Source organism: Vibrio sp. St2 (genome assembly GCF_947311885.1).
Classification (GTDB): Bacteria; Pseudomonadota; Gammaproteobacteria; order Enterobacterales; family Vibrionaceae; genus Vibrio; species Vibrio coralliilyticus.
Map to the genome: position 1 here is coordinate 36,698 of NZ_CAMZNA010000009.1, position 23,546 is coordinate 60,243.

Here is a 23,546-nt window from a genome sequence, read left to right on the forward strand (position 1 = left end):
TCTGCCTACGGCAGAATGAACGTTTGATGTGAGCTAATTTCTGACTTCAAGGGATGGCTCTATTAACATTTCAGGAGATTCTACATGTTAAAGTTTGCCTCTTTAGGTGCCATTCTGCTGTCTGCATCTATGTCAGTTATTGCTGCACAGGGTGTTGTCATGCATGAGAGCCCGTATTCTGTAAAAGAAACAGCAGATCGATTTGAAGCGATTGCTAAGAAGAAAGGACTTAATATTTTTGCCCGAGTTGATCATCAAGCTAATGCTGAAGGTGTGGGCCTAGAGCTCAGACCAACTGAACTGATCATTTTTGGTAATCCGAAAGTAGGCACGCCACTTATGCAGTGCGCACAGAGTGTTGCGATTGACCTACCGCAGAAGGTTTTGGTGACTCAAGATGAAGAGCAGAAAGTCTGGCTGTCTTACAATGATCCCAATTACATTAAGCAGCGACACGATGTTAAAGGCTGCGACGAAGTAATCACCAAGGTAACTAATGTATTGAGTGGCTTATCAAAGGCTACAACCAGCCAATAGCCTATATGTAGTAGGCGTTATAATTGACAAACAAGCAGCAAACTAAGCTGCTTGTTTTCGTTTGCAATGTAGTTCTAACTGCTGATTCATCTTCTCAGGCCTGAATATCAGAGAAGTATTACATCTCAGGATCAGACTCAATTACTTTCGAAACAACACTAATTAGTTGCACAATTTAAGCAGTGGCTTTGTAAGTTGTTAATGAAAGCTCCAGAGGCATAAGTTTTTTGGGGTTTTATGCATTAGGAGCAAAGATTAACGCTTCGTTTTATTGAGTGACTTGTTGTCATACATAGCGGCATCTGCTTTACAGAGAAAGTCTGTCAACTTGCTTGGATCTGTATCACTAGCCAATTCTACGCTACCGATAGAGTACTGAGGGATATGCTCCTGACATGAAGTTTTAAGGCTTTCATCCAGCCTTTCAACAAAGCGGGATTTATCCACCTCTTGTTCACTATCGAGTAAGACGACAAATTCATCACCACCCCAGCGGGCGACTAAATCGCTCTTTCTGACACTCTTGAGAAGGGCGGTAGCAAAATCTTTAAGTATTTGGTCTCCAACAGAGTGGCCCCATTGGTCGTTAATGGCTTTGAACCCGTCAATATCGAGATACATTAACATGCTCGAACGGTTGAATGAGTTTGAAAGGGTGATATGACGCTCGAAAGACTCCGTAAAGCCTCGGCGGTTTAGCGCTTTTGTCAGTTCATCAAAACGACTTTCTACTTTGAGTTGATTAGCTTTATACAGGTAGGCCAAATCACTGTTGATGGTGTCTCTAAGAAAACTAAGTACGGTCATGAGTTTGTCGGAATAATCCGTTGGCCGTTGGTCCATCACGCACAATGTGCCAAAGCTATTCCCATCCGGCCACTGAATGGGGTATCCAAGATAGCTTGAAAATTGGTCTTCTGTATACTCAGGGTTATCAGACCATTTTTCATCTTCACTGGCATCCGCTACATACATCATCTGGTTGCTCTGAACGACTTGATGACAGTAAACATTGGTATTTTTATCAGAATAAGCACCTGGACAATATTGCGAAGGGGCCTGCTCTGAAGCAACTAATACCTCAATGCCATTGGTTGTCGCCTGGGTAACAAATGCGGCGGGGGCGTCAAATAATAGGGCAATCATATCCACTAATTTCTGCCATCGCTCCCAGTCAACATCCTCAATTTTTCCGTAATAGCATGAGCCGTATTTATAACCAGACATTGAGTTTCAGACTCCTTACTTCAATTTTCTTCTTATCAACAAGAGATAGACTCCAAGCTTAGCTTTAATTATAGAAGTATTGATAGCTGCATGGGGTTAGGTGTTGATAAATTTGCAATTGCCACGCTTACATCGTGAAACCACATCTTACCGATGGTCAATTTAGTTAGATGGTCGAGCAGTAGGTTAGCTTACCTGAGAGATATTTCTTGATTAGGGCGGCTGGCGACGAGCTCTCTAACGGCTTGTTCCAATTGTGGCAGTAAATGTTTATTGGAAACGTGAATATAATGATAAAGAGGCTCATGCAATATCGCCTTGCTAACGGGTTTGATATTAGGGAACTGACCCTTCAAAATTTCATAAACCACCTTAGGAGCGAGCCATAGATCAGCGCGCCCTTTACTGACCATTAATGCCGCCTGTTCTGATTTCTCAACCAGGTAGAGCTGTTTGTAGTGTGAGATTTTATCTGTAAACTTCATCCCCAATTGTGAAACGAGTACTTTTTCTGACACTTCACTGAGCTCTTCGTAAAATTGCCCTTCAAAGCCATACATAAAAATACTGACGTAATAGAGAGGAACATCGACTTTGATCATGTTCTCATCATTCGCAAGCCTAGATATTCTTAAATCTAATCCTTGGTAACGGCCTTGGCTAACTGCACGAATTGCCCTCGCATTAGGCAAATAAACAAAATCGACCTCAATACCCGATTTTTGGTATATGAATTCAAGATCTTCTCTCAAAGTAAAGCCAGCGAGCTTGTTTAATTCAGGGTTTTGATAAATTTCGCCTATAGCAATAACAGCAGGTTCGGCAACGGCCGACCGAATAGAATAGATGAACAAAACTAGCCAGAAGATTCTGGCAGTTTGGATGTGCATTATTGAGGCCACTCTCCACAAGACATATCACTGGTATAGTCTATCTAAGGGAGATGGTAAACCTCGAGCGCATTGGTGTGGCTGTTTGGTGGAATATGGAAAACCACTTTTCCTATTGAGGAAACTTAATTGGCAAGAATGATTTGGTAGCCGTTTCTGCCATCTTGTTTGACCATATAAAGTGCTTGGTCCGCGAACTGGAACAAGCTTGTTAGATGTTCATATGAAGTAATGCGTTTTGATGTTGCTCCAGCACTCACTGTTATGAACGGATGAGTTGGTGAATATGCGTGTTCAAGTGCCATTTCGCTGATTGCTCCAACCAGCATTTGTAGGTAAGCATCTAAATTGAGCTCTATGTCGCTGGCGAGGATGACGCAAAACTCTTCCCCCCCATAACGGCATACTAAGTGTTCATATGGCGATTCGACCTCACGCAATGCCTCAGCGACACGCCTCAAGGCTTGATCTCCAGCCACATGACCATAGTTATCGTTGTATTGCTTAAAGTGATCGACATCGACCAGAATGACACCTATATGGTTGTAACCCAGCTCCTCAATGAAATGACGGGCTGTTTCATATAGATGCCTACGATTAGCAATACCGGTAAGTGGGTCAACAATAGATTGTTTTTTGAGAATTTCGCGCTTTTCATCCAGTTCGGTGATTAAATTGTTGATGTCGCGGGCAAAGCTTTTCATTTCTTTTGAGATAAATGTGGCTTCATTTGGCAGTTTGTCACCGGACTTCTGAAACTGGCGCAAGGCTTTTTGAGCCTGCCCCAATGGCTTTATCAGCTTAGACACAACAGACAAGTTAAGAACAAACATTACCAGAGAAAAACAAGCCAGTACGCTTGCTTCTGAAAAAGTTAGGAAATCTGGTAGCTTTTCGTTATGAGTAATTTCAATTGCAATGTTATCGCCATCAAGGAAATCATCACGGTAAATGACGGAGACATCAATCGGCAAAGCTCCATGTAGGGAGTCATGTTCACTGTATGGGTGGACGTTGATCTCTACACCTGTTGCAGCTTCAATTTCAGAGATAAAGTCTTTGCGAATTTTACGAATAAATACGATGTAACCGAAATCGCAGGATTTGCCATCACTCAAGCAAATTCTGGCGGATGCAACCATATAAGGCTCACTTTGATAAACCGCATATTTGATGTGTGAAGATACCTTAGCGCTCGAAGCATTGATCGATTGTTCAAGAAGTTTGTTCACGACAGCTGGGTCATTCAGAGCAATGAACTGTGCAGAGTGGACTTGGCCATCCTTATATAAAGCGCTCCATTTTACTTGTAGCTGTTTATCAAAAATGATCATGCCGTCGACAAGCTTGGACTCGAATGCGTGTGGTCCAATACTGTCCCTGATGAACGCTTCCGTGGGGTGCTGAACGAATTTCGTCAGCGTTGTCCAAGCAGCGTAATCTTCTAAAGATGCTCTCAGTTCAAGCTCTTCCATTTTCAGGACAGTTTGTACGCGCTCTATTTCAAACTGTTGTCTCTTCTTAGACGCCTCAATCGCCAGCTCATGGCTCCATAACGCTTTAAACGAAAAGTAAAACATTAGAAACAGGAGAACGACAGAGAAAGAAACCAGAATGGTGAGCTGTTTGAGACTGAAGTGTTTTAACTTATACACTAATAACGGACTACCTGAACAATGAGTAACTGAGCAAAATTGCATCGCTATTGTAGAGATCATTTTCAGCCGGAGCCAGCAATTAACGTGCTAGATCGTCGCCATATGGAGGAAGATCTTGTGTTTAAAGCAAAAAAAACCTCAAATAATCCAAAAGTGTTACATGGGACGGCTTTAATATTTTGTCATAATTTAAATTATTGTTTATATTTCCGTGCCACATAATTACTACAAAAGTTTATCCACATGACTGCTAGCCAAATTTCGTCGGAACGTGAAACCCTACTTGATACCAACGAACAGTTAGTATCAACTACAGACTTAAAAGGTGTCATTACCTACAGTAACGATGCCTTTTGCCGTATTGCTGAATTCACTCAGGAAGAACTTCTGGGACAGAACCACAATATTGTTCGCCATAACGGAATGCCAAAGGCGGCATTTGCAGACATGTGGGCGAACCTGAAGCAAGGTAAAGCTTGGCGTGGAATTGTGAAAAACCGAACGAAGTCGGGCGGTTATTATTGGGTAGATGCGTATGTAACGCCGATTTATGAACGTGGAGAAATGACGGGCTATCAATCTGTTCGTGTTAAGCCAAAACGTGAATGGGTTACCGTTGCTGATGCAGCTTACAAATCGTTGCTTAAAGCTGAAAAATCTGGCCGGACCTGGTCACTACAGATCAGTGATTCACTTCGTTATGCGATTTTGCTAGGTTCCTTGTCAGCGCCAGTGCTGGCTAACATGATGGATTTGGAAGGAGCAGCAAGTTGGATCTCAAGTTTGTTACCACTGTCTGTTGTCGCTCTTCTGTTCAGACAAGAATTGATTGATACACCAAAGCAACTTAAGAAGCTGCAATCTAAGTACGACAGTGTCAGTCGCCTAATCTATTCTGGCAATAGTAAATTCTCCGTGGCGGATTTTCATATCAAGCTTCTTTCAGCGCGTATTCGCACAGTCTTGGGCCGTATGACGGATTCAGCTAAGCCGCTTCAAGATCTGTCTGATGGTCTAAGTGCAACGACCTTGCAGGTAACTCAAGCCCTTGAGCAGCAAACCAAAGATATTCGCCAAGTTCGTGAAGCTACCGAAGAAGTGGAAGCATCCGCTAACGAAGTGTCCACCAGTACGCATGAAGCGCATGAATTGATTGATGTGACGCTCAAAACCTGTCTGCTTGCGAAAGATACCATCGATCAAACTCATGTGAATTTGGAGCAACTCAGCGTTCAGGCTGAGAAAGCGACTAATACCACTTACCAACTGAGTGAACAGGCGCAAAACGTCAGTCAGATGATGGAAGAAATCGGTGGGATCGCAGAACAAACCAACTTGCTTGCTTTAAACGCCGCGATTGAGGCTGCTCGTGCTGGCGAACAGGGCCGTGGTTTTGCTGTTGTTGCGGACGAGGTTCGTGCATTGTCGGGCAGAACGTCGAATGCAACAGTACAAATTAAAGACAGTATTGAAACCATGTTAACGACGATTGAAGGCTGGCAACGCGACATCATTGCCAACCGTGAGCAAACCGACGCATGTGGTGAAGTGGCTGAAGAAAGCGCGAAACGTTTATCGGAAGTCGAAACCATGATGCAATCGATGAACGATTTGATGACTACGGTTGAAGATGCGGCAACTAAACAGCGCCAGCTTTCCGGCGATGTGAACCTGCACATTCAGTCAATTGCGTCAGCCGCTGAGCAAAACCTTGCGGCGACCCATTCCGTTAATCAGCACTCGCAAGAGTTACGCAATCAGGTCAACGAGTTTTATCAGTTAGCTCAGCGATTTGAAGAAAAATAAACGAAGCCCTGCAAACGCAGGGCTTTGTTATTGTTGAACGCTTTTATACAAATATCTCTGACAGGTGGGCTCGCTTATGCGTTTAAGGATCTGTGACATAACAGCGATGATGATAAAAGCAAATACCAGCCTTCCCCAAAATATCGTCACGAAGTCGGCACCAATCAACAATACGAGAATGGTGTCTTCAATCATGCTGTGAGCTAAGTTAAGCAGCATGACGGCGGTAAACACATCTCGTGCTGGTATGTGGCCTCGCTTGGCTTCGTTGATCAGCAGGCCGCCACCGAAAGAAATGCCTAACGTAATACCGACGATGGTTAGGTTAGTCGCCTCTCTGCTGATACCCAGCACAGAAAGAACAGGCTTGAGTGTCATCGCCATTAACTTCTCCACACCTAGCAGTTTTAGCATCTTTAACGTAAATAGTAAGACTGCAATGATGACAAGTATCGCTATCAAGTTTTCGACTTGCGACCACGCCCATTGAAGATAAGTTTGCTCTGGAGGTATTTCCGGATTCCAAACGATCTGGGCAGGTGTATTCAGCAAATCGCCGAACTGATAAATCTGGTGGAGAACCCACGCAAACAATAGTCCACCCCCAACTCTGACTAACGTTGTCATAGCAATACTCACGCCAGCACGCTTCGCAATAGCTGCTTCAATCGGGATAGAGTGTGCGATGAGCATTAATGAACCCAAAATTGATACCTGAGCAACGGTGAGTTCGCTGTTGGTGCTCATAAAGATCAATAGACCTGCGTACATATTAGTAAGCAGAGTTGTCGCCCAAACTAAGCCCATTTCATCGGGTAAACCGACAAAATTCATCAAAGGACTCAGCCATTCGCTAAGCAATGCAACGCCTCCTAGCTCTTCAACAACTTTAATGACGATGATGATAGGAATCATCACTTTATACAGAGTCCAGGTGACATCGATTATTTCTTTAAAAAGGTCATGAAAGAAACTTTGTAACTTTTCCATGTTGAAATCCACACTGAATGATTCGATAGCAAGAATATTAATAAAAGCATGAGAAATATGGATGTGTGATTTTCATGCTTTCTGTGCCTCATATTTCTTTATTGATTTAATGTTGTGTTAAAGTTTCTTAAAAGTGCACTCTGGAGAAATTATGGAAATTGACCGCTTAGACAGGAAGATTTTGTCGATACTGCAAAAGAATAATCGTATTCCGAATGTAGAGTTGGCGGAAGAAGTGGGGTTATCGCCACCAGCTTGTTTGAAGAGGGTAAAACGGCTTAGGGAAGACAACGTGATAACAGGTGACGTCTCTATCATCAATCCCGAGCTGGCCGGTAATAAGATGAACTTGATTGTTTCAGTCGAAATGGAGCGGGATAGACCTGATATATACAGCGTGTTTCGCCAATCAATAACAAAAGCGCCTGAAGTCACTCAATGTTATCAGATCACGGGAGGCTACGATTTCATGCTGGTGGTAAGCGTTCCAGATATCAAAGCGTATGAAAAGTTTATTGAACGCGTATTGCATCAAGATAAGAACATTCGTAAATTTCAGACTTCGGTTTCTACTCGCACAGTAAAGTTCAGTACTGAAGTGAATGTAGAAGAGATTCAATAAAAAACGCCCCGCTAGTGTAGCGGGGCGTTTTCATGTCAAGGTTCAGTGATTAAGCTAAAAGCTCTTTCGCTGTGTTCACAACGTTTTCAGTTGTGAAACCAAACATCTTGAATAGCTCACCTGCTGGTGCAGATTCACCGAAGGTGGTCATACCGATGATACGGCCGTCGAAACCAACGTACTTGTACCAGAAGTCAGCAATACCCGCTTCAACTGCGATACGTGCCGTCACGTCAGATGGTAGAACCGCTTCGCGGTAAGCTGCGTCTTGCTTGTCGAATGCATCCGTTGATGGCATTGAAACAACACGTACTTGCTTGCCTTCAGCAGCTAGTTCAGCCGCAGCGTTTACTGCTAGCTCAACTTCAGAGCCGGTTGCGATTAGGATAAGCTCTGGCTTGCCTGCGCAATCTTTCAGGATGTAACCACCCTTAGCAATGTTCGCTACTTGCTCTGCGTCACGCTCTTGCTGTGCAAGGTTCTGACGAGAGAAGATAAGTGAAGTCGGTGCATCTTTACGTTCGATAGCCAGTTTCCAAGCCACTGCAGACTCAACTTGGTCACATGGGCGCCATGTGCTCATGTTTGGCGTCAGACGTAGAGAAGCCATTTGCTCAACCGGTTGGTGAGTTGGGCCATCTTCGCCAAGGCCGATAGAGTCGTGCGTGTAAACTTGGATGTTCTGCACTTTCATCAGAGCCGCCATACGCATAGCGTTACGCGCGTATTCCATGAACATTAGGAAAGTTGCACCGTATGGTACGAAACCACCGTGTAGTGCGATACCGTTCATGATAGCCGTCATACCGAACTCACGAACACCGTAGTGGATGTAGTTACCAGACGCATCTTCAGCCGATACCGACTTAGAACCAGACCACATAGTTAGGTTAGAAGGGGCAAGGTCAGCAGAGCCGCCTAGGAATTCAGGTAGCATTTGACCAAACGCTTCTAGTGCGTTTTGAGACGCTTTACGTGATGCGATGTTTGCAGGGTTTGCTTGAAGGTCGGCAATGATTTGTGTTGCTTTCTCTTCCCACTCAGCTGGCAATTCACCGTTCAGACGACGCTTAAGCTCTGCTGCTTCTGCAGGATACGCTGCTGCGTACGCGTCAAACTTCGCATTCCACGCTGCTTCTTTCGCTGCGCCTGCTTCTTTTGCATCCCACTCTGCGTAAACGTCTGCTGGGATTTCAAAAGGACCGTGTTCCCAACCTAGCGCTTTACGAGTTGCTGCAATTTCGTCAGCGCCTAGTGGTGCACCGTGACAGTCGTGTGAACCAGATTTGTTTGGAGAACCAAAACCGATGATAGTCTTAGTACAGATTAGCGTAGGACGTGGGTCCGCTTTCGCAGCGATAATCGCTGCATTGATCGCTTCTGGATCGTGACCGTCTACTGCTGGGATGACGTGCCAGCCGTACGCTTCGAAACGCTTAGGCGTATCGTCAGAGAACCAACCTTCCACTTCACCATCAATAGAGATACCGTTGTCATCCCAGAATGCGATTAGCTTACCAAGACCTAGCGTACCTGCTAGAGAACACGCTTCATGAGAGATACCTTCCATCAGACAGCCGTCACCCATGAATGCATAAGTGAAGTGGTCAACGATGTCGTGGCCTTCTTTGTTGAATTGTGCTGCTAGAGTTTTCTCAGCCAGCGCCATACCTACCGCGTTAGTGATACCTTGGCCTAATGGGCCAGTCGTCGTTTCGATACCCGGTGCGTAACCGTACTCTGGGTGACCTGGCGTCTTAGAGTGCAGTTGACGGAAGTTTTTCAGGTCATCGATAGACAGCTCGTAACCCGCAAGGTGAAGCAGAGAGTAAATCAGCATAGAGCCGTGGCCGTTTGATAGTACGAAACGGTCGCGGTCAGCCCATTCTGGGTTTGCTGGGTTGTGGTTTAGGTGAGAGCGCCAGAGAACTTCAGCGATGTCAGCCATACCCATAGGTGCGCCTGGGTGACCAGAGTTGGCTTGTTGTACGCCGTCCATGCTAAGAGCACGGATAGCATTAGCTAAATGTTTACGATCCATAATAAATACCGAATATTATTAAATTCTAGAAAGGAAAATTAAGAGGGGAACGCAAACGTTCCCCTTATTAAAATAATTTGAGATTAAAGCTTAGCTTCAATCATCGCTTCAAGTTTGCCTTGGTCAACAGCGAAGTTGCGGATACCTTCAGCCAGTTTCTCAACTGCCATTGCATCTTGGTTGTGATCCCATAGGAACTCAGCGTGAGTCATCGCTGCTGGACGCTCGGCTGCACCTTTAGAGTCAACTAGCTTCTCTACTACTTCACCTTCCGCTGCTTCTAGTTCAGCAAGAAGAGCAGGAGCGATAGTTAGACGGTCACAGCCAGCAAGTTCTAGGATCTCGCCGATGTTACGGAAGCTTGCACCCATAACCACTGTGTTGTAGCCGTATTCTTTGTAGTAGTTGTAGATCTTAGATACTGATAGTACGCCTGGATCTTCTGAAGCTTCGAAGTCACGGCCTTCTTTCGCTTTGTACCAGTCCATGATACGACCAACGAATGGAGAAATTAGGAACACGCCAGCTTCAGCACAAGCACGAGCCTGAGCAAATGAGAATAGAAGGGTTAGGTTACAGTTGATGCCTTCTTTTTCTAGGATCTCAGCTGCGCGGATACCTTCCCAAGTAGAAGCAAGCTTGATTAGGATGCGGTCGTTAGTGATGCCTGCATCGTTGTACATTTTCACAAGTTGGCGAGCTTTCGCTACGCTGCCTTCCATATCGTAAGAAAGACGAGCGTCAACTTCTGTAGAAATACGACCTGGGATAGTCTTAAGGATTTCTTTACCGATGTTTACAGCAAGCATGTCGCAAGTGTCTTGTACTTGCTGAGCTTTGTCGCTGCTTTGAGATTTTGCGTATTCGATAGAAGCGTCGATAAGTGGCGCATATTCTTCGATTTGAGCGGCTTTAAGAATCAGAGAAGGGTTAGTAGTTGCGTCTTCTGGCTGGTATTTTTTAATCGCATCGATTTCACCAGTGTCTGCTACGACTGTCGTTAGTTTACGAAGTTGCTCTAATTTGTTGCTCATTTCGATCATCCTATTTAATGGGCGTTCACATCAAAACAGTTAATGTGAGTGGTGCAATTGCAAGCGAGTTAGCTAATCGTTTTTAACCCTTTCCGAGTTCATTAAATCAACTAACCGGAATAAATTTCAGCGAGAGATCATTTGTTGTGAACATTTGCTCTCTCGATGAGTAAATGATGGGTTCATATTTATCTCATCCACACAGAATGTCAATCGCTAATTAAAGCTTATGGTGATGTTCATCAAGTATTTCTCCAATTGCCTCCGCAGGCAATTCGAATTAAACGTTTGCCAAGGCATGACAAGGGTTGAGGAGAATAAGTAGCGCATAATAAATAGCCTGAGAATTTGTCATGGCGATGAGCAAATGTTGCAATTATCTATAGCGATGACATATGCTACAGCTCTGAGCACATGTCATAGGTATTTTCCCCTATAGGAGCCAAGCCAAATGAGCAAGTCACAACAAGATATGTCTGATGACAGCGCTGATCTACTTACCGAAATCTCCGTTGCCTACTATCAGGACGGGGCAACCCAGGAAGAAATATCCAAGAAGTTTTCCGTGTCGCGAGCGAAAGTAGGGCGAATGCTAAAGCAGGCCCGTGATGAAGGGATCGTAGAGATTACCGTTAAATATCACCCCGTATTCAGTGCCAAGATTGAGCAAAGGCTAATTGAAAGGTTTGGTGTTAAGCGTGCTTTGGTTGCGCTTGATCAGCCGAGCGAAGAACAGCAACGTTTGCAAGTGGCAGGGTTAGTATCCAAATACATGGCCAGCTCTATTCAAAATGGATCAGTTGTGACAGTCGGTCAGGGAAGGAATGTCTCAGCGGTTGCCCATCATATTGGCGTTATCCCTCAACGAGATGTGAAGTTTGTGTGTGGCATTGGCGGTATTCACCCAAGAGGAGGTATGTTTAACGCTGATCATATCTGCCGACAATTTGCGAAAAGCTATGGTGGTACATCAGAAACGCTGTACGCCCCTGCATACGCAGAAAACCCAGAACAGAAACACGCATTTATGCAGAATGCGACAGTAAAGCAAACTCTGGATCTCGCTCGTAAGGCAGATGTCGCCTTGGTCGGTATTGGCGATATGAGTGAGAACAGTTATATGGTCGACTTAGGTTGGTTTACAGCAGATGAAGTGGTTCAATCACGAATGCTTCAAGGGGTGGTCGGTGATTTTGCAGGCTATGATTTCTTCGATATTCAGGGGCAGTCTGCCAAAACAGTCATGAGTGATCGCGTTATAGGTTTAAGCATTGAAGAGTTTCGACCCATTTCAGAGGTCATTGCGATTGCGGCGGAAAACAGTAAGCCATTGGCGATGCTCGGGGCGCTTAGAACAGGAGTGATTGATGTTATTGCTACCAGCGTAAGTAACGCACTCACTGTACTTAACTTGGATGAACAAATGAAATAACCCCGAGAGATTGCTCGCTAAAAAGCACGAGTCATGTCCTCGTGCTTCTCTTATAGTTTGTCCTTTGCTTTCTCTTTTACGAAATCGATAAATGCCCGAATTCTTGCGGGCATCTGCAAGCCGTAGTTGTGTACAGCCCAGACTGACGCCTTAAGGCTCATCCCATCCGCTGTTAATCGGATCAACCTGCCTTCCTTCAAGTCATCTTCAACGGCGAGAATAGGTAAGCACGCAATTCCTAAGCCTGAGAGTGTCATCATACGGATTGTGGGTACGCTATCTCCAAGACGAGTGGAGTGGAATCGATAAGTGATGCTTTGCTTCCCCACGGAGAATTTGCGTTCAACGTTTATACCCTCCCACTGATTAGCAATATAGTCGTAGTCGATGAGCTCGGTCGAAGTCACTGGAAGGGTAATATTGTTCTTCGTGAGATATTCAGGAGAGCTGCACAGCACTTGCTCTAGTTCGCCTATCTTGGTGGCTCGTGAACTGGAGTCGGGTAACTCACCCACTGTTATTGAAAGGTCGATGTATTTATCAATCAAGTTGAGCCGCATATCATTGGCTAATAATCGTGGCTCAATACCAGAATGGTTCTTTACAAACTCACACATCGAAGGCCCAATCAAATGAGTCATCAGCGTATGAGGTGAGGTGACAGTCACTGTGCCTGCAAGTCCGGTATTGGAATCACGTACTTCTTCTTCCGCCAAGGACATCAGTTTTTTCATTTCAAGGCATCGTTGGTAGTAACGTTGTCCCGCTTCAGTAAGAGATTGACGACGCGTTGTTCTGGTTAACAGTTTTACGCCTAGATGTTGCTCTAAACCTTGAAGGTGATGGCTTAGAACAGACTTAGACACGTCCAGCTTATCGGCGGCTTTGGTTATCGAACCAGATTCAACAATTTGGGCGAATACCTGCATGCGGTGTAGGTCTGATTTCATAAAATTTTATTGTTCTATTAAATCTAACTATTTGTGAAACTGTACCTTATTTATCATAAATTATAAACAATTAAACTCTCTCACGAACTCAAAAAACGAGACCAAAGGAGAGGAACAATGAGCATTCTGGTTCAATTTAAACTAAGCAACTCATCGGAAAATACTCAGGTAATCAAAGACTTTTTTACTGAGATTTTGCCAGACACAAGGACTTTTGAAGGGAATATATCTGCCCACCTGTTTGAGAAAGTGCAAGGACAGCACGAGTTAGTGTTGCTTGAAGAGTGGCAAACTCCTCAGCATTTCGATAAGTACATCGCGTGGCGCAAAGAAATAGGGGACTTTGATCAGCTTGGTACGATGTTATCGGAAGCGCCTAACATTGTGATGTTATCTAAGGAAGTCTAATGAATATTATTTGGAGCCCTGCAACGGTTCCACCGCCAGCGGCTAACTATCACCAATGTGCGATGATTCCATCAGGATCGACACGACTTCATATCGCGGGGCAATTGGGTATCAATGAGCTTAGCGAAGTGCCGGAGAGTGCTGAGGATCAGATTGTACTGGCTTGGCAAAATGTGCGTGGAGTGTTGCAAGCCAATAGAATGGACATACAGGACCTGATTAGCGTTCGGATTTACATGGTAAATCGTGAAGATCTTGAAGGTTATCAGAGAGCTAAGGAGCGCATTCCATTTGATGTCGGCTCTTTACCTACGACGTTTTTATTCGTAAATGGCCTGTTTGACAAAAATTGGAAAGTAGAGATAGAAGCTGAAGCGGCCAAACGTTTTCAAGGCAGCGACATACTTAGGCATTTTTGATTATATATTCAGTAGAAAAAAGAAAAGGCAGCCGTTATTGGCTGCCTTTGTGTGAAACAACCTTTAGCTGATCGGTAAACTGTCGTCTGCGCCCCATTCGGTCCAAGAACCGTCATACACTGACAAGTTTTGATATCCGGAAAGTTGTGCAGCGAGAAGAACAATAGCCGCCGTCACCCCTGAACCACAGCTGAAAATGTGTTGAGATTTATTGCTATCCATTGAGCTTTCCAAAATAGACTTTAGATCGCTAATAGGTTTGAGTTTGTGGCCTTCCATCAACTCAGCGAATGGCTGACATACTGAATTTGGAATGTGGCCAGCTCGCACACCTGCTCTTGGCTCGGCGACTTCTGCATTGAAACGAGCATGAGAGCGTGCATCAACGGTTTGATTAGACGCATTCTCGATTTGGTTAAGTACGTATTGCGCATCAACAAAGAAAGAAGGGTCGAGTTTGCCGTTAAAGTTACCTTCAGTATCGGCCTTTTTGTAAGAAGTGACAGTGTCATATCCAGCTAGCTTCCACTCGGTCAGGCCACCATTCAAGATATAGACCTCTTTATGTCCCATTGCTCTTAGCATCCACCATGCACGCGGAGAGGCAAAAGTTCCGCTGTTGTCGTAGACCACAATGATAGAATCTTGATTGAGTCCAATGCTTTTTGCTAGCTGGTTGAAGCGTTCTTCTGAAGGCATCATATGCGGAAGCGAAGCGTCAGGATCGCAAAATACAGAGTCGTAATCAAAGCGAATAGTATTTGGAATTAAGTTCTCATTGTCTTTTTCCGGCTCTGATGGGATCTGAAATTCAATGCTTGTATCTAGTACAACCAACTTTCCCGTTTGTTGTAGTTCAGTGAGCTCTTTTGGAGTGATCAACGGTGACATAATACTTCCTTATATAAGTTTATGAATTTTATGCAACTAATTTACAACAGGGCTGTAGAGGTCACAACAGAGACAGTTAATGTTTATTTGTATAGGTGTTGCACTGTATATAGCGATAGCTGATAGCGTCAGAAAAGAGTGAGGATTTCTTGTCAAGTTCCACGATGGAATTGGCAGGGCATTCAGTTTGAGGCGGGATGCTAATCATAGTTTGGTCACCATCGCTAAATTCAATATTCAGAAAGCGTCTGTTTCCATCAAGTGACTGAGTGAGAGTTTGAGTTAAGACAAGCGCTTGAACCCTAGTGGTTTGCTTTGGCTTATTGAGCGCTATCAGTCCAAGCAAGACTAGTGATAAGAGGAGCAGGGCGGCCAGAAATATTTTGGGGTTGTTCATAGGGTCTGTTGACCTTTTGCGGTTAAATTTTGTTCGAGATAAAAGCGTTTTAGTCGCGGCGAGAGGTTTGTCGCCTAGTGACCTAAGCAAAACACCTCTCAACAAAGAGTAAAACGCTTTTAGCCGAACCCTCTGGGCAGCGTTTGTGGTTCCTTTCTACTGCGTTATCGGCTTATCAGGTAGGGCAACTACATTTCAAACCCTCTGCCTTGTATAAAGAACCCACAAACTGCTGCAAAAATCAGCTCAAAAGGTCAACAGATCCTAATAACCTTTGTACTCCTGACCGTTTATGGTGAGTTTAGCTACAAACGGGGCAATTCGGCATTTTCATCAAGTTCATTTCTCGCCATGACATGGTCATCGCATCGAGAATCAGAATCTTACCTTGTTTCGCCTGTCCATAATTGGCGATAACTTTGATGGCTTCCATGGCTTGTACCGCACCGATGATGCCGACAACTGGCGCCATGACTCCAGCTTCAACACAGCTTAATGCTGCGGAGCCAAACAGTGCGCTTAAACACTGGTAGCAAGGTTGTGCTTGATCCTGATAAGTGAAGACACTGACTTGGCCTTCCATTCTAATCGCTGCACCAGAAACAAGCGGTGTTTTTAACTCATAGCAGAGGCGGTTAAGCTGATTTCGAGTCTCTACGTTATCCGATGCGTCGAGTACTAGCGTATGCTGCTCGATTTCTGTCTTTAAATCCTCATCACTCAAACGTTGATCTATCGTTCGCACTTCTAGGTGAGGGTTCAGTTGTTGCAGAGATTCAGACGCAGAGAGGACTTTCTTCTTACCAACGTCAGCATCATAATGAAGTACTTGGCGTTGCAGATTAGACAGTTCGACAACGTCATCATCAATTAAGGTCAGAGAGCCGACCCCCGCTGTTGCAAGGTATTGGCTTGACGCACAGCCAAGGCCACCAGCACCAAGAATCAAAATAGAGCTTTGCTTGAGTGCTTCTTGGCCATCAAAATCAAATTGCTTCAGTATGATTTGACGGTTGTAGCGAAGCATCTCTTGATCGGAAAGGATCTCCAATGTGCTCACTCCTAATAAAGGGTTGAATTGAACAACTGGATATTCACGGTTTCACCGACTTCAACACGGCCTCGCTCACGTTCCAAAACGACAAAACAATTTGCCAAACTCATAGAGCGGAAAGCCCCAGAACTTTGGTTTCCTGTCGTTTCTACAACAAACTTGCCATCTTCAATGGTGTAAACGCCGCGTTGGTAATCTGTACGTCCTGGCGCTTTCTTAAATGCAGTTCGAGTTGTGGCTGGAATAGATTCAGGCGCTTTCCAATCAGTATGTCCGGCGAGTTTCGCTAACATTGGCTGAACCAAAACGTACATTGTAAGTACTGCTGAAACAGGGTTACCTGGAAGTCCACAGAACCAAGCGGTCGATAACTTACCAAATGCAAATGGTTTACCCGGCTTGATGGCAAGCTTCCAGAAGCCGATTTGGCCGAGTTCTTCCAATATATCTTTGGTGTAGTCAGCTTCACCGACACTCACACCACCCGATGTCACAACGACGTCAGCTAAAGTCTGCGCTTTTTCAAACGTTGCTTTTAGTTCTTCCGGGCAATCAGGAATAATACCGAGATCGACAGGTTCGCAGCCGAAGTTTTCAATCAGAGGTTTTATGCCGTAACGATTACTGTCGTATATCTGGCCAGCTTCGAGAGGCTCACCAAGAGGCTTCAGCTCATCACCTGTTGAGAAGAAGGCAACGCGAGGCTTACGAACGACAGTGACATGACTGATGCCCAAAGTGGCAATCATCGGGATATCTCGAGCGGTAAGGCGTGCACCTTTGGGCAGCACGACATCATCTTTGCGAATGTCATCACCTGTAGGGCGAATGTTATTCTGCGGCTTCACATCGGTCTGATTGAACTTTACGCCTTGCTCTGTCTGCTCAGTGTTTTCCTGCATGATGACGGCATCGCAGCCTTCAGGAATTTGAGCGCCAGTCATAATTCGAACGCAAGTGCCTTTGGGCCATTCGCCCTCAAAAGGTTGGCCTGCAAAAGATTTACCCGCCGAAGGCAGAACATTACTTTTGTTTAAGTCGGCAATACGAATAGCGTATCCGTCCATTGCTGAGTTATCAAAAGGCGGAACGAAAATAGGGGAAAGTATATCTTCAGCAAGAACATAGCCAATGGCTTCGGCAAGAGGCAGTTGTAAGGTGGTTTGGATTGGTTTAATTGGCGACAGCATTTGTTCCATCGCTTCTTCGATTGGCATCAAGCCAGGAGCATCACAGCAACCCATAATAGTGTCCTAAATCGTTATTATATTAGCTTTTAATAAAAATCACTTTATCACAGAAATCGTAGCCAGAATAATGACCACGGATAAAATATGGGTGTAATTATTCAAAAATCCGAGTATCCTTGTCAGCCATCCGAAAGGGGTAAATCCCTTTATTTACGGGTATGTTAAGTTGCTCAGTGGTGAGCCAAGAGTTTGTCTGTCGCCTCAATCAAATCAAGTGGTTGAAGTTTAAATGGCAAGGTTATGTAAGAGGAAGTGGAATGTCAGGTCTTAGCGAATCCGCGAAGTTGGTAAAAGATGCGCTAGAAAGCCGCGGTTTGGAGACGCCAATGTCACCGAACCAAATCAGTCGAGAAGAGAAAAAAGAAAAGATTCAGCATCACATGCGTGAAATTCTTTCTCTGCTTGAGCTGGACCTTACCGATGACAGTCTTGAAGAAACGCCGCATCGCATTGCGAAGATGTACGTTGACGAGATTTTCTCTGGCCTTGATTACGCTAACTTCCCAAAAATCACGGTGATTGAAAACAAGATGGATGTGAGTGAAATGGTGCGCGTAAAAGGCATCACACTGACAAGCACTTGTGAGCATCACCTAGTAACGATTGATGGCTGTGCGACTGTGGCGTATATTCCTCGCGGAAAAATCATTGGTTTGTCTAAGATTAACCGCATCGTCCGTTTCTTCGCGCAGCGCCCTCAAGTGCAAGAGCGCATGACTCAACAAATTCTAGTCGCGCTACAAACTCTCTTAGAGTCTGATGATGTTGCAGTAACCATTGATGCCACACACTACTGCGTGAAATCACGTGGTGTGATGGATGCAACAAGCGAAACTACCACCACCGCGTTAGGTGGTATTTTTAAGAGCAATCCGGCTACACGCCACGAGTTCTTACACGGAATTCGTTAGGGCGACCGATACGCTTTACGGATTATTCAAAACCGCTTCCTTGTTGAAGCGGTTTTTACATTTTAACTGCTTACGGATCCACATTCGTTAGCCATCCTTGAAGGATACACTTGTGACAACCTCATTTAAGAGCCTGAATCTTAGAAGTGAACTGATAGAGACACTGAACAGCCTTAACTACACGGAAATGACGCCGATACAACAACAGGCGTTGCCGATTGTTCTTGAAGGTAAAGACGTGATTGGGCAGGGTAAGACGGGCTCGGGTAAAACAGCGACGTTTACACTTGGATTACTGAGTAATTTGAACGTTAAACGCTTCCGTGTTCAGACTTTGGTGCTTTGCCCAACTCGCGAGCTCGCCGATCAGGTAGCGAAAGAAGTTCGTACACTGGCACGTGGTATTCACAACATCAAAGTTCTCACGCTGTGTGGTGGCATGCCGATGGGGCCTCAAATTGGCTCACTAGAGCATGGCGCGCATATCTTGGTGGGTACGCCTGGGCGTATTCTAGATCACCTTTCTAAAGGTCGTATCAATCTAGCTGAGATGAACACTTTGGTTCTGGATGAAGCTGATCGAATGTTGGAAATGGGCTTTGAAGAGGCTATTGACGCCATCATTGACGAAGCACCTCAAGACAGACAAACCTTATTGTTTAGTGCGACGTTCCCGAAAAACATTGAGTCATTAGCATCTAAAGTGATGCGTGATCCTCAAATGATCAAAGTGGAATCAACGCATCAGACAACCACCATCGAGCAGCGATTCTACAAGTTAAACACAACAGAAGAGCGTGATGATGCTCTGGAAGCGCTATTATTGACACACAAACCTGAGTCGTCAGTTGTGTTCTGTAATACCAAGAAAGAAGTCCAGAAGGTGACCGATGAGCTAAGCCACCGTGGGTTCAGCGTTGTTGAGCTTCATGGTGATATGGAGCAGCGTGAACGCGAACAGGCATTGACCATGTTTGCTAACAAAAGTGTCTCAATTCTTGTAGCGACCGACGTTGCTGCACGTGGCCTTGATGTAGATAACCTAGATGCGGTGTTCAATTTTGAATTGTCACGCGACCCTGAAGTGCACGTCCATCGAATTGGCCGTACTGGTCGTGCAGGTTCTAAAGGTGTTGCGTTCAGCTTCTACAGTGAGAAAGAAGAATATCGTGTCGCACGTATTGATGAATACATGGATATCGCTATCTCTCCAGCTGTACTACCAGAAAAACCAGTTGAGAGACCTTTCTACCCTAAGATGCAGACGATTCAAATCCTTGGCGGTAAGAAGCAGAAAGTTCGTGCTGGAGACATATTAGGTGCTCTAACGAAACAGGCTGGGCTGGATGGTAAGAAAATCGGCAAGATCAACATTCTTCCAATGGTTTCGTATGTGGCTGTTGAACACGAGATTGTAAAGCCAGCATTGAAGCAGCTTCAAAACGGTAAAATGAAAGGGCGTAACTTTAAAGCTCGTGTGATGAAGTAACGTTTTCACTAAATCTTTTTAAAGCCTCCGCACCGGAGGCTTTTTTCATTTGCTACTCTGTAAATTTGTAAGTAACCCCAAGGCTTACAGACCAGCCGAGATCTCTTTGAATTAATGGGCTGTCCGAGTCATGATGTTCCAATTCAAACTTTGCGAGCGTTAACCAGTCCGAGGTAATGGTGTAGATGCCAATCAGACCTGTTTGATAAACCCAACTACTACCAGAACTGTATGTGTTTAGACCTGATGCAGCGGATTCTTGAGCTGAGATATCATAGAGATGCTGCGAGAGCTTTTTATCGCGAAAATCGACTTCAACGTAAGGCGTTAGCGTAAATTGCTCAAAAGGGAGATCAAGGGTTCGCCCTAAATGCAGTTGAATTTCGTATCCATCATGTTCGTTAGTTACATCATGTAAGTAAGTGAGCCGCGCGCCGACGGTACCTATGGTTATACCTAGGTCACCGTTACCATCGCGTTCGTTTATCCCGTTGGGAATATCATCAAAATCATCCGAAACTTCAGCGAATCTCCACTGACCTGAAAGCCCTACATACGGGAGAACAGAGATGTTCACTAGGCTACCATCAACGAATCCGTACTCGCCGTTGTAAAAAAGGTTGGGTTCAAGGGAAAGTGAGCCACCACTATTGTCAGAGTACACCGACTGGCCATAGGCGCCACTCGCGCCGATAAAGCCGAAATCATAATATTGTTCTTGGGCTGTCGCGCTAAAAGCGGTTAATGCTGCACATGCGGCAAGTAGGGTGGTCGTTTGCTGTAAGTTCATAAAGGTTCTCCTTATCCACTCAAAAGAAGAACGAACTTTTGATGATTGCGTTGCAGCAACGATTAGAGAAAAAGCGCATAAGATATGCATTTAGTGACGATATAAGAAAGAAAAGCCAACCCTTTGTTTAGGTTGGCTTTGGTCTCGACTGTTTGGATGGATTAACTGTCGAATAGATAGATGTACTCACCGTAGCCTTGTTCTTCCAGTTCCTCGACCGGAATAAACTTCATGGCAGCTGAATTCATGCAATAGCGCAGGCCCGTTGGTGCGGGACCATCTTTAAAAACGTGGCCCAAGTGAGAGTCAGCAAATCGACTTCTAACTTCTGTTCTTGGGTAGACCAAATGGAAATCCGTTTTAGTAACGATGTACGCCTCATTAATAGGTTTGGTAAAACTAGGCCATCCTGTCCCCGACTTGTACTTATCAGTAGAAGAAAACAGAGGCTCACCCGACACGATGTCTACGTAAATGCCGTGTTGTTTGTTATCCCAATACTCGTTGCTGAAAGCTCGCTCGGTTCCTTCTTCCTGAGTAACGTAATACTGGAGATCCGTTAACTTAGCTTTAATCTGTTTTTCAGAAGGCTTGCTGTAAGGTTTTACGTTTGAAACGGCCTTGTGATCATCAATCAGCTGGCGCAGTGTCTTAGGTTTTTTTTCTCGATCATCACCAAAAATGTCATCCAGATACTGATCGCGGCCTGATGCGTAACGATAGTAGTTGTAACGGATCTTATTACGTTTGTAGTAATCCTGATGATAGTTCTCTGCTGGCCAGAACTTAGTAAACTGAATCAGCTCTGTTTTAAGCGGCTTTTTGAAAATACCAAGCGCTTCGATCTCAGCCATAAAGTTTTCTGCGATCTGCTTTTGCTCATCGTTATGGTAGAAAATTGCAGGGCGGTACTGAGGACCACGGTCAACAAAGGATCCTTTGTTGTCTGTTGGGTCTATATGACGGAAGAATTGGTCAAGGACTTGTTCGTAACTCACGGCTTCTGGGTCATATTTTACTTCGATCACTTCAATATGACCGGACTTACCAGATGAGACCTGCTTGTAGGTCGGGTTTTCTAGCTCGCCACCGGCATAACCAGAAACGACATCGATAACACCATGTAGTTTTTCCAAATCGGATTCTGTACACCAGAAGCAGCCACCCGCTAATGTAGCGACCTGGTAGTCGCCGTAAGCCGAGCTTCTTGTTACGTCGCTATTTGCTGTGCCAAAAAACGACGCTAGTACAGCTGTTAGGGCAATAGCGGAAAACACTATCTTCGACTTCACTTTCATATCAACCTCTTCGATTGCTTTGTCTTTGATTAATAAGAAAGGCAAGTCGTAGGAAAAATTGCATTAGATCTCATTTTTCTAGAGATTTTTGGTTTAGAAAGTAAAAAGGGCAGCTTTCAAGCTGCCCTTTAAGTGAAGAAGTGAAATTAGCCTAGTGACGGCAAAACGCCCATAGTGATGAGCAGCTGGGCCGCGATGATTACAAAGCCAACTGTACCGCTGATCATCAAGCCTGCTGTACCACCAAACACTTGATAGCCACCTTGAGTATCCTCAGAAACACGCGCTTTCTTCACCATCATAATAGGCAGGAATATGGCTAGAATCGCTAGTGCAATCGCTGCGTATCCAAGAGCCATAATAAAGCCTTGTGGGTAGAACAGTGCGAAACCCATTGGCGGGACAAAGGTAATAGCACCAACGACGATGCGGCTGGAAGCGGCTTTCTTCTTGTTGAAGCTATCGCCTAGGAATTCAAACAACCCCAAACTCACGCCTAAGAAAGAAGTCAGCAGTGCTAAGTCAGCAAAAACACCGATTGTCTGGCCAAGTCCTGACTGGTGAACTTTGGTCGACAATGTTGAAATCAGCCCACTTAGACCTTGGTTATCGACCAACGCATCTTGGCTTACCACACCAAGGGTTACAATTTGCCAGAAAACGTAAATCATCAAAGGAATAGAAGAGCCCACAATAATGGCTTTACGCAGCGAAGGTGTGTTGCCATCTAGGTAGTTCACGATAGCAGGGATACTGCCGTGGAATCCGAAAGACGTAAAGATGACCGGAATAGCTGCGACGACAAGGCCTTGTTCAACAGGCATGCTTAGCAGGTACGACTCAGTCACATTCGGTGCAAGGAACGTTAGAACCATCGCCATCGCGATAAGTTTGATAGTGAATAGTACACGATTCACTTTGTCGACCGTACCAGTGCCGATGGTCACCACAGCGGCTACAACTATCGTAAAGATGACTGTTGAGGTCATTCCCGAGATTTCGACACCAGTAAATTGCGAAATGCGCTCACCGAACTGTGCACCACCGCCGGCGATGTACGCAGCACAAAGTGAGTAGAACAAAAACAACATAGAAAAGCTGGCAACCCATTTGCCTTTTTTCCCTAGAAATTGCTTGGCGAGAGTATGCAAAGTTGCACTCGCGTCTGCGTGTTGGTGGAGTTCAACCATCAGTAGAGCGGTATACGCCATTAGTGCCCAAAGCGCGACCATGATGATGAGTGAAGTAGTGAAGCCAATTCCGGCAGAAGCAAGAGGTAGAGCGAGCATACCTGCACCGATAGTAGTGCCGGCAATGATCAAAGTACTACCCAGAACCTTTGATTTAGTCATGTATATATTTCTTTACGTTTTTGTTTGGTTTGGATTTTAAAACTGGAATAAATGTATATTCCAATAAACAAAATCTATTTTTTAAGCATTTTGTGGAATT

Annotated in this window: 21 protein-coding genes; 8 read left to right on the plus strand and 13 right to left on the minus strand. The window is 44.8% G+C overall.

Annotated features, from left to right (window positions below; translation table 11 throughout):
• Positions 1–84: 84 nt before the first annotated feature.
• Positions 85–537, plus strand: a complete 453-nt coding sequence (locus QMA41_RS20450) for a DUF302 domain-containing protein (RefSeq protein ID WP_038157722.1) — start codon at positions 85–87, stop codon at positions 535–537.
• A gap of 255 nt (positions 538–792) precedes the next feature.
• Here the strand turns inward: QMA41_RS20450 and QMA41_RS20455 are convergent, their stop codons facing one another.
• The 3 genes from QMA41_RS20455 to QMA41_RS20465 form a co-directional block, all read right to left on the minus strand.
• Complete coding sequence (locus QMA41_RS20455) at positions 793–1,764, minus strand: sensor domain-containing diguanylate cyclase (RefSeq protein WP_281630485.1); 972 nt, start codon at positions 1,762–1,764, stop codon at positions 793–795.
• 191 nt (positions 1,765–1,955) lie between these two features.
• Positions 1,956–2,654, minus strand: coding sequence for a hypothetical protein (locus QMA41_RS20460; protein WP_281630486.1), 699 nt, complete (start codon positions 2,652–2,654; stop codon positions 1,956–1,958).
• 125 nt (positions 2,655–2,779) lie between these two features.
• Entirely contained in the window at positions 2,780–4,309 is a 1,530-nt protein-coding gene (locus QMA41_RS20465; RefSeq protein ID WP_281630487.1) for a diguanylate cyclase, read from the minus strand.
• Between the two features lie 246 nt (positions 4,310–4,555).
• On the opposite strand from QMA41_RS20465, the gene QMA41_RS20470 reads away from it, so the two are divergent.
• The gene (locus QMA41_RS20470; RefSeq protein WP_043010416.1) at positions 4,556–6,118 is read left to right on the plus strand and encodes a PAS domain-containing methyl-accepting chemotaxis protein; all 1,563 of its coding nucleotides are present in this window, start codon (positions 4,556–4,558) and stop codon (positions 6,116–6,118) included.
• 27 nt (positions 6,119–6,145) lie between these two features.
• Here the strand turns inward: QMA41_RS20470 and QMA41_RS20475 are convergent, their stop codons facing one another.
• Positions 6,146–7,108 carry a hypothetical protein gene (locus tag QMA41_RS20475; protein WP_281630488.1) on the minus strand — a complete coding sequence of 321 codons (963 nt, stop codon included), beginning with the start codon at positions 7,106–7,108 and terminating at the stop codon, positions 6,146–6,148.
• A gap of 151 nt (positions 7,109–7,259) precedes the next feature.
• On the opposite strand from QMA41_RS20475, the gene QMA41_RS20480 reads away from it, so the two are divergent.
• A complete protein-coding gene (locus tag QMA41_RS20480; RefSeq protein WP_021455917.1) occupies positions 7,260–7,730 on the plus strand; it encodes an Lrp/AsnC family transcriptional regulator in 471 nt (156 codons plus the stop codon).
• Between the two features lie 49 nt (positions 7,731–7,779).
• Here QMA41_RS20480 and tkt read toward each other — a convergent pair whose 3' ends face one another.
• The gene (gene tkt, locus QMA41_RS20485; protein ID WP_198562253.1) at positions 7,780–9,771 is read right to left on the minus strand and encodes a transketolase; all 1,992 of its coding nucleotides are present in this window, start codon (positions 9,769–9,771) and stop codon (positions 7,780–7,782) included.
• Positions 9,772–9,854: 83 nt separating this feature from the next.
• On the minus strand, positions 9,855–10,805 hold the full coding sequence (gene tal, locus QMA41_RS20490) for a transaldolase (RefSeq protein ID WP_021458155.1): 951 nt from the start codon (positions 10,803–10,805) through the stop codon (positions 9,855–9,857).
• Between the two features lie 451 nt (positions 10,806–11,256).
• On the opposite strand from tal, the gene QMA41_RS20495 reads away from it, so the two are divergent.
• A complete protein-coding gene (locus tag QMA41_RS20495; RefSeq protein WP_006960909.1) occupies positions 11,257–12,237 on the plus strand; it encodes a sugar-binding transcriptional regulator in 981 nt (326 codons plus the stop codon).
• A gap of 50 nt (positions 12,238–12,287) precedes the next feature.
• On the opposite strand, the gene QMA41_RS20500 is transcribed toward QMA41_RS20495, so the two are convergent.
• Entirely contained in the window at positions 12,288–13,187 is a 900-nt protein-coding gene (locus QMA41_RS20500; RefSeq protein ID WP_019277671.1) for a LysR family transcriptional regulator, read from the minus strand.
• A 117-nt stretch (positions 13,188–13,304) separates the two neighbouring features.
• On the opposite strand from QMA41_RS20500, the gene QMA41_RS20505 reads away from it, so the two are divergent.
• Positions 13,305–13,595, plus strand: coding sequence for an antibiotic biosynthesis monooxygenase family protein (locus tag QMA41_RS20505; RefSeq protein WP_095663857.1), 291 nt, complete (start codon positions 13,305–13,307; stop codon positions 13,593–13,595).
• Positions 13,595–14,014, plus strand: a complete 420-nt coding sequence (locus tag QMA41_RS20510; protein ID WP_095561969.1) for a RidA family protein — start codon at positions 13,595–13,597, stop codon at positions 14,012–14,014. The genes QMA41_RS20505 and QMA41_RS20510 overlap by 1 nt, the downstream gene beginning before the upstream one ends.
• A gap of 63 nt (positions 14,015–14,077) precedes the next feature.
• Here QMA41_RS20510 and QMA41_RS20515 read toward each other — a convergent pair whose 3' ends face one another.
• From QMA41_RS20515 to moeA, 3 genes are all read right to left on the minus strand, one after another.
• Positions 14,078–14,905, minus strand: a complete 828-nt coding sequence (locus tag QMA41_RS20515) for a sulfurtransferase (RefSeq protein WP_281630489.1) — start codon at positions 14,903–14,905, stop codon at positions 14,078–14,080.
• Positions 14,906–15,603: 698 nt separating this feature from the next.
• Positions 15,604–16,353, minus strand: coding sequence for a molybdopterin-synthase adenylyltransferase MoeB (moeB, locus tag QMA41_RS20520; protein ID WP_281630490.1), 750 nt, complete (start codon positions 16,351–16,353; stop codon positions 15,604–15,606).
• Positions 16,354–16,364: 11 nt separating this feature from the next.
• Complete coding sequence (moeA, locus tag QMA41_RS20525; protein WP_281630491.1) at positions 16,365–17,600, minus strand: molybdopterin molybdotransferase MoeA; 1,236 nt, start codon at positions 17,598–17,600, stop codon at positions 16,365–16,367.
• Positions 17,601–17,863: 263 nt separating this feature from the next.
• On the opposite strand from moeA, the gene folE reads away from it, so the two are divergent.
• On the plus strand, positions 17,864–18,517 hold the full coding sequence (gene folE / locus QMA41_RS20530; RefSeq protein ID WP_281630492.1) for a GTP cyclohydrolase I FolE: 654 nt from the start codon (positions 17,864–17,866) through the stop codon (positions 18,515–18,517).
• 112 nt (positions 18,518–18,629) lie between these two features.
• Positions 18,630–20,006, plus strand: coding sequence for an ATP-dependent RNA helicase DbpA (gene dbpA / locus QMA41_RS20535; protein ID WP_281630493.1), 1,377 nt, complete (start codon positions 18,630–18,632; stop codon positions 20,004–20,006).
• Positions 20,007–20,058: 52 nt separating this feature from the next.
• Here dbpA and QMA41_RS20540 read toward each other — a convergent pair whose 3' ends face one another.
• From QMA41_RS20540 to QMA41_RS20550, 3 genes are all read right to left on the minus strand, one after another.
• Positions 20,059–20,796: a MipA/OmpV family protein gene (locus QMA41_RS20540; protein WP_281630494.1), complete on the minus strand. Its 738-nt coding sequence runs from the start codon at positions 20,794–20,796 to the stop codon at positions 20,059–20,061.
• 161 nt (positions 20,797–20,957) lie between these two features.
• Entirely contained in the window at positions 20,958–22,094 is a 1,137-nt protein-coding gene (gene msrB / locus QMA41_RS20545) for a peptide-methionine (R)-S-oxide reductase MsrB (protein WP_281630495.1), read from the minus strand.
• A 146-nt stretch (positions 22,095–22,240) separates the two neighbouring features.
• Positions 22,241–23,446 (minus strand): aromatic amino acid transport family protein, encoded by a 1,206-nt coding sequence (locus tag QMA41_RS20550; RefSeq protein WP_281630496.1) that lies wholly within the window; start codon positions 23,444–23,446, stop codon positions 22,241–22,243.
• Between the last annotated feature and the right edge of the window lie 100 nt (positions 23,447–23,546).

Bases quoted from the DNA above. Each gene is read 5' to 3' on its own strand.
- QMA41_RS20455 (WP_281630485.1), bottom strand. From the start codon at position 1,764: ATGTCTGGTTATAAATACGGCTCATGCTATTACGGAAAAATTGAGGAT.
- QMA41_RS20495 (WP_006960909.1), top strand. From the start codon at position 11,257: ATGAGCAAGTCACAACAAGATATGTCTGATGACAGCGCTGATCTACTT.
- QMA41_RS20475 (WP_281630488.1), bottom strand. From the start codon at position 7,108: ATGGAAAAGTTACAAAGTTTCTTTCATGACCTTTTTAAAGAAATAATC.
- QMA41_RS20470 (WP_043010416.1), top strand. From the start codon at position 4,556: ATGACTGCTAGCCAAATTTCGTCGGAACGTGAAACCCTACTTGATACC.
- QMA41_RS20450 (WP_038157722.1), top strand. From the start codon at position 85: ATGTTAAAGTTTGCCTCTTTAGGTGCCATTCTGCTGTCTGCATCTATG.
- tal (WP_021458155.1), bottom strand. From the start codon at position 10,805: ATGAGCAACAAATTAGAGCAACTTCGTAAACTAACGACAGTCGTAGCA.
- moeA (WP_281630491.1), bottom strand. From the start codon at position 17,600: ATGGGTTGCTGTGATGCTCCTGGCTTGATGCCAATCGAAGAAGCGATG.
- QMA41_RS20540 (WP_281630494.1), bottom strand. From the start codon at position 20,796: ATGAACTTACAGCAAACGACCACCCTACTTGCCGCATGTGCAGCATTA.
- QMA41_RS20505 (WP_095663857.1), top strand. From the start codon at position 13,305: ATGAGCATTCTGGTTCAATTTAAACTAAGCAACTCATCGGAAAATACT.
- QMA41_RS20510 (WP_095561969.1), top strand. From the start codon at position 13,595: ATGAATATTATTTGGAGCCCTGCAACGGTTCCACCGCCAGCGGCTAAC.
- folE (WP_281630492.1), top strand. From the start codon at position 17,864: ATGTCAGGTCTTAGCGAATCCGCGAAGTTGGTAAAAGATGCGCTAGAA.
- QMA41_RS20515 (WP_281630489.1), bottom strand. From the start codon at position 14,905: ATGTCACCGTTGATCACTCCAAAAGAGCTCACTGAACTACAACAAACG.
- tkt (WP_198562253.1), bottom strand. From the start codon at position 9,771: ATGGATCGTAAACATTTAGCTAATGCTATCCGTGCTCTTAGCATGGAC.
- QMA41_RS20460 (WP_281630486.1), bottom strand. From the start codon at position 2,654: ATGCACATCCAAACTGCCAGAATCTTCTGGCTAGTTTTGTTCATCTAT.
- QMA41_RS20500 (WP_019277671.1), bottom strand. From the start codon at position 13,187: ATGAAATCAGACCTACACCGCATGCAGGTATTCGCCCAAATTGTTGAA.
- msrB (WP_281630495.1), bottom strand. From the start codon at position 22,094: ATGAAAGTGAAGTCGAAGATAGTGTTTTCCGCTATTGCCCTAACAGCT.
- QMA41_RS20480 (WP_021455917.1), top strand. From the start codon at position 7,260: ATGGAAATTGACCGCTTAGACAGGAAGATTTTGTCGATACTGCAAAAG.
- QMA41_RS20550 (WP_281630496.1), bottom strand. From the start codon at position 23,446: ATGACTAAATCAAAGGTTCTGGGTAGTACTTTGATCATTGCCGGCACT.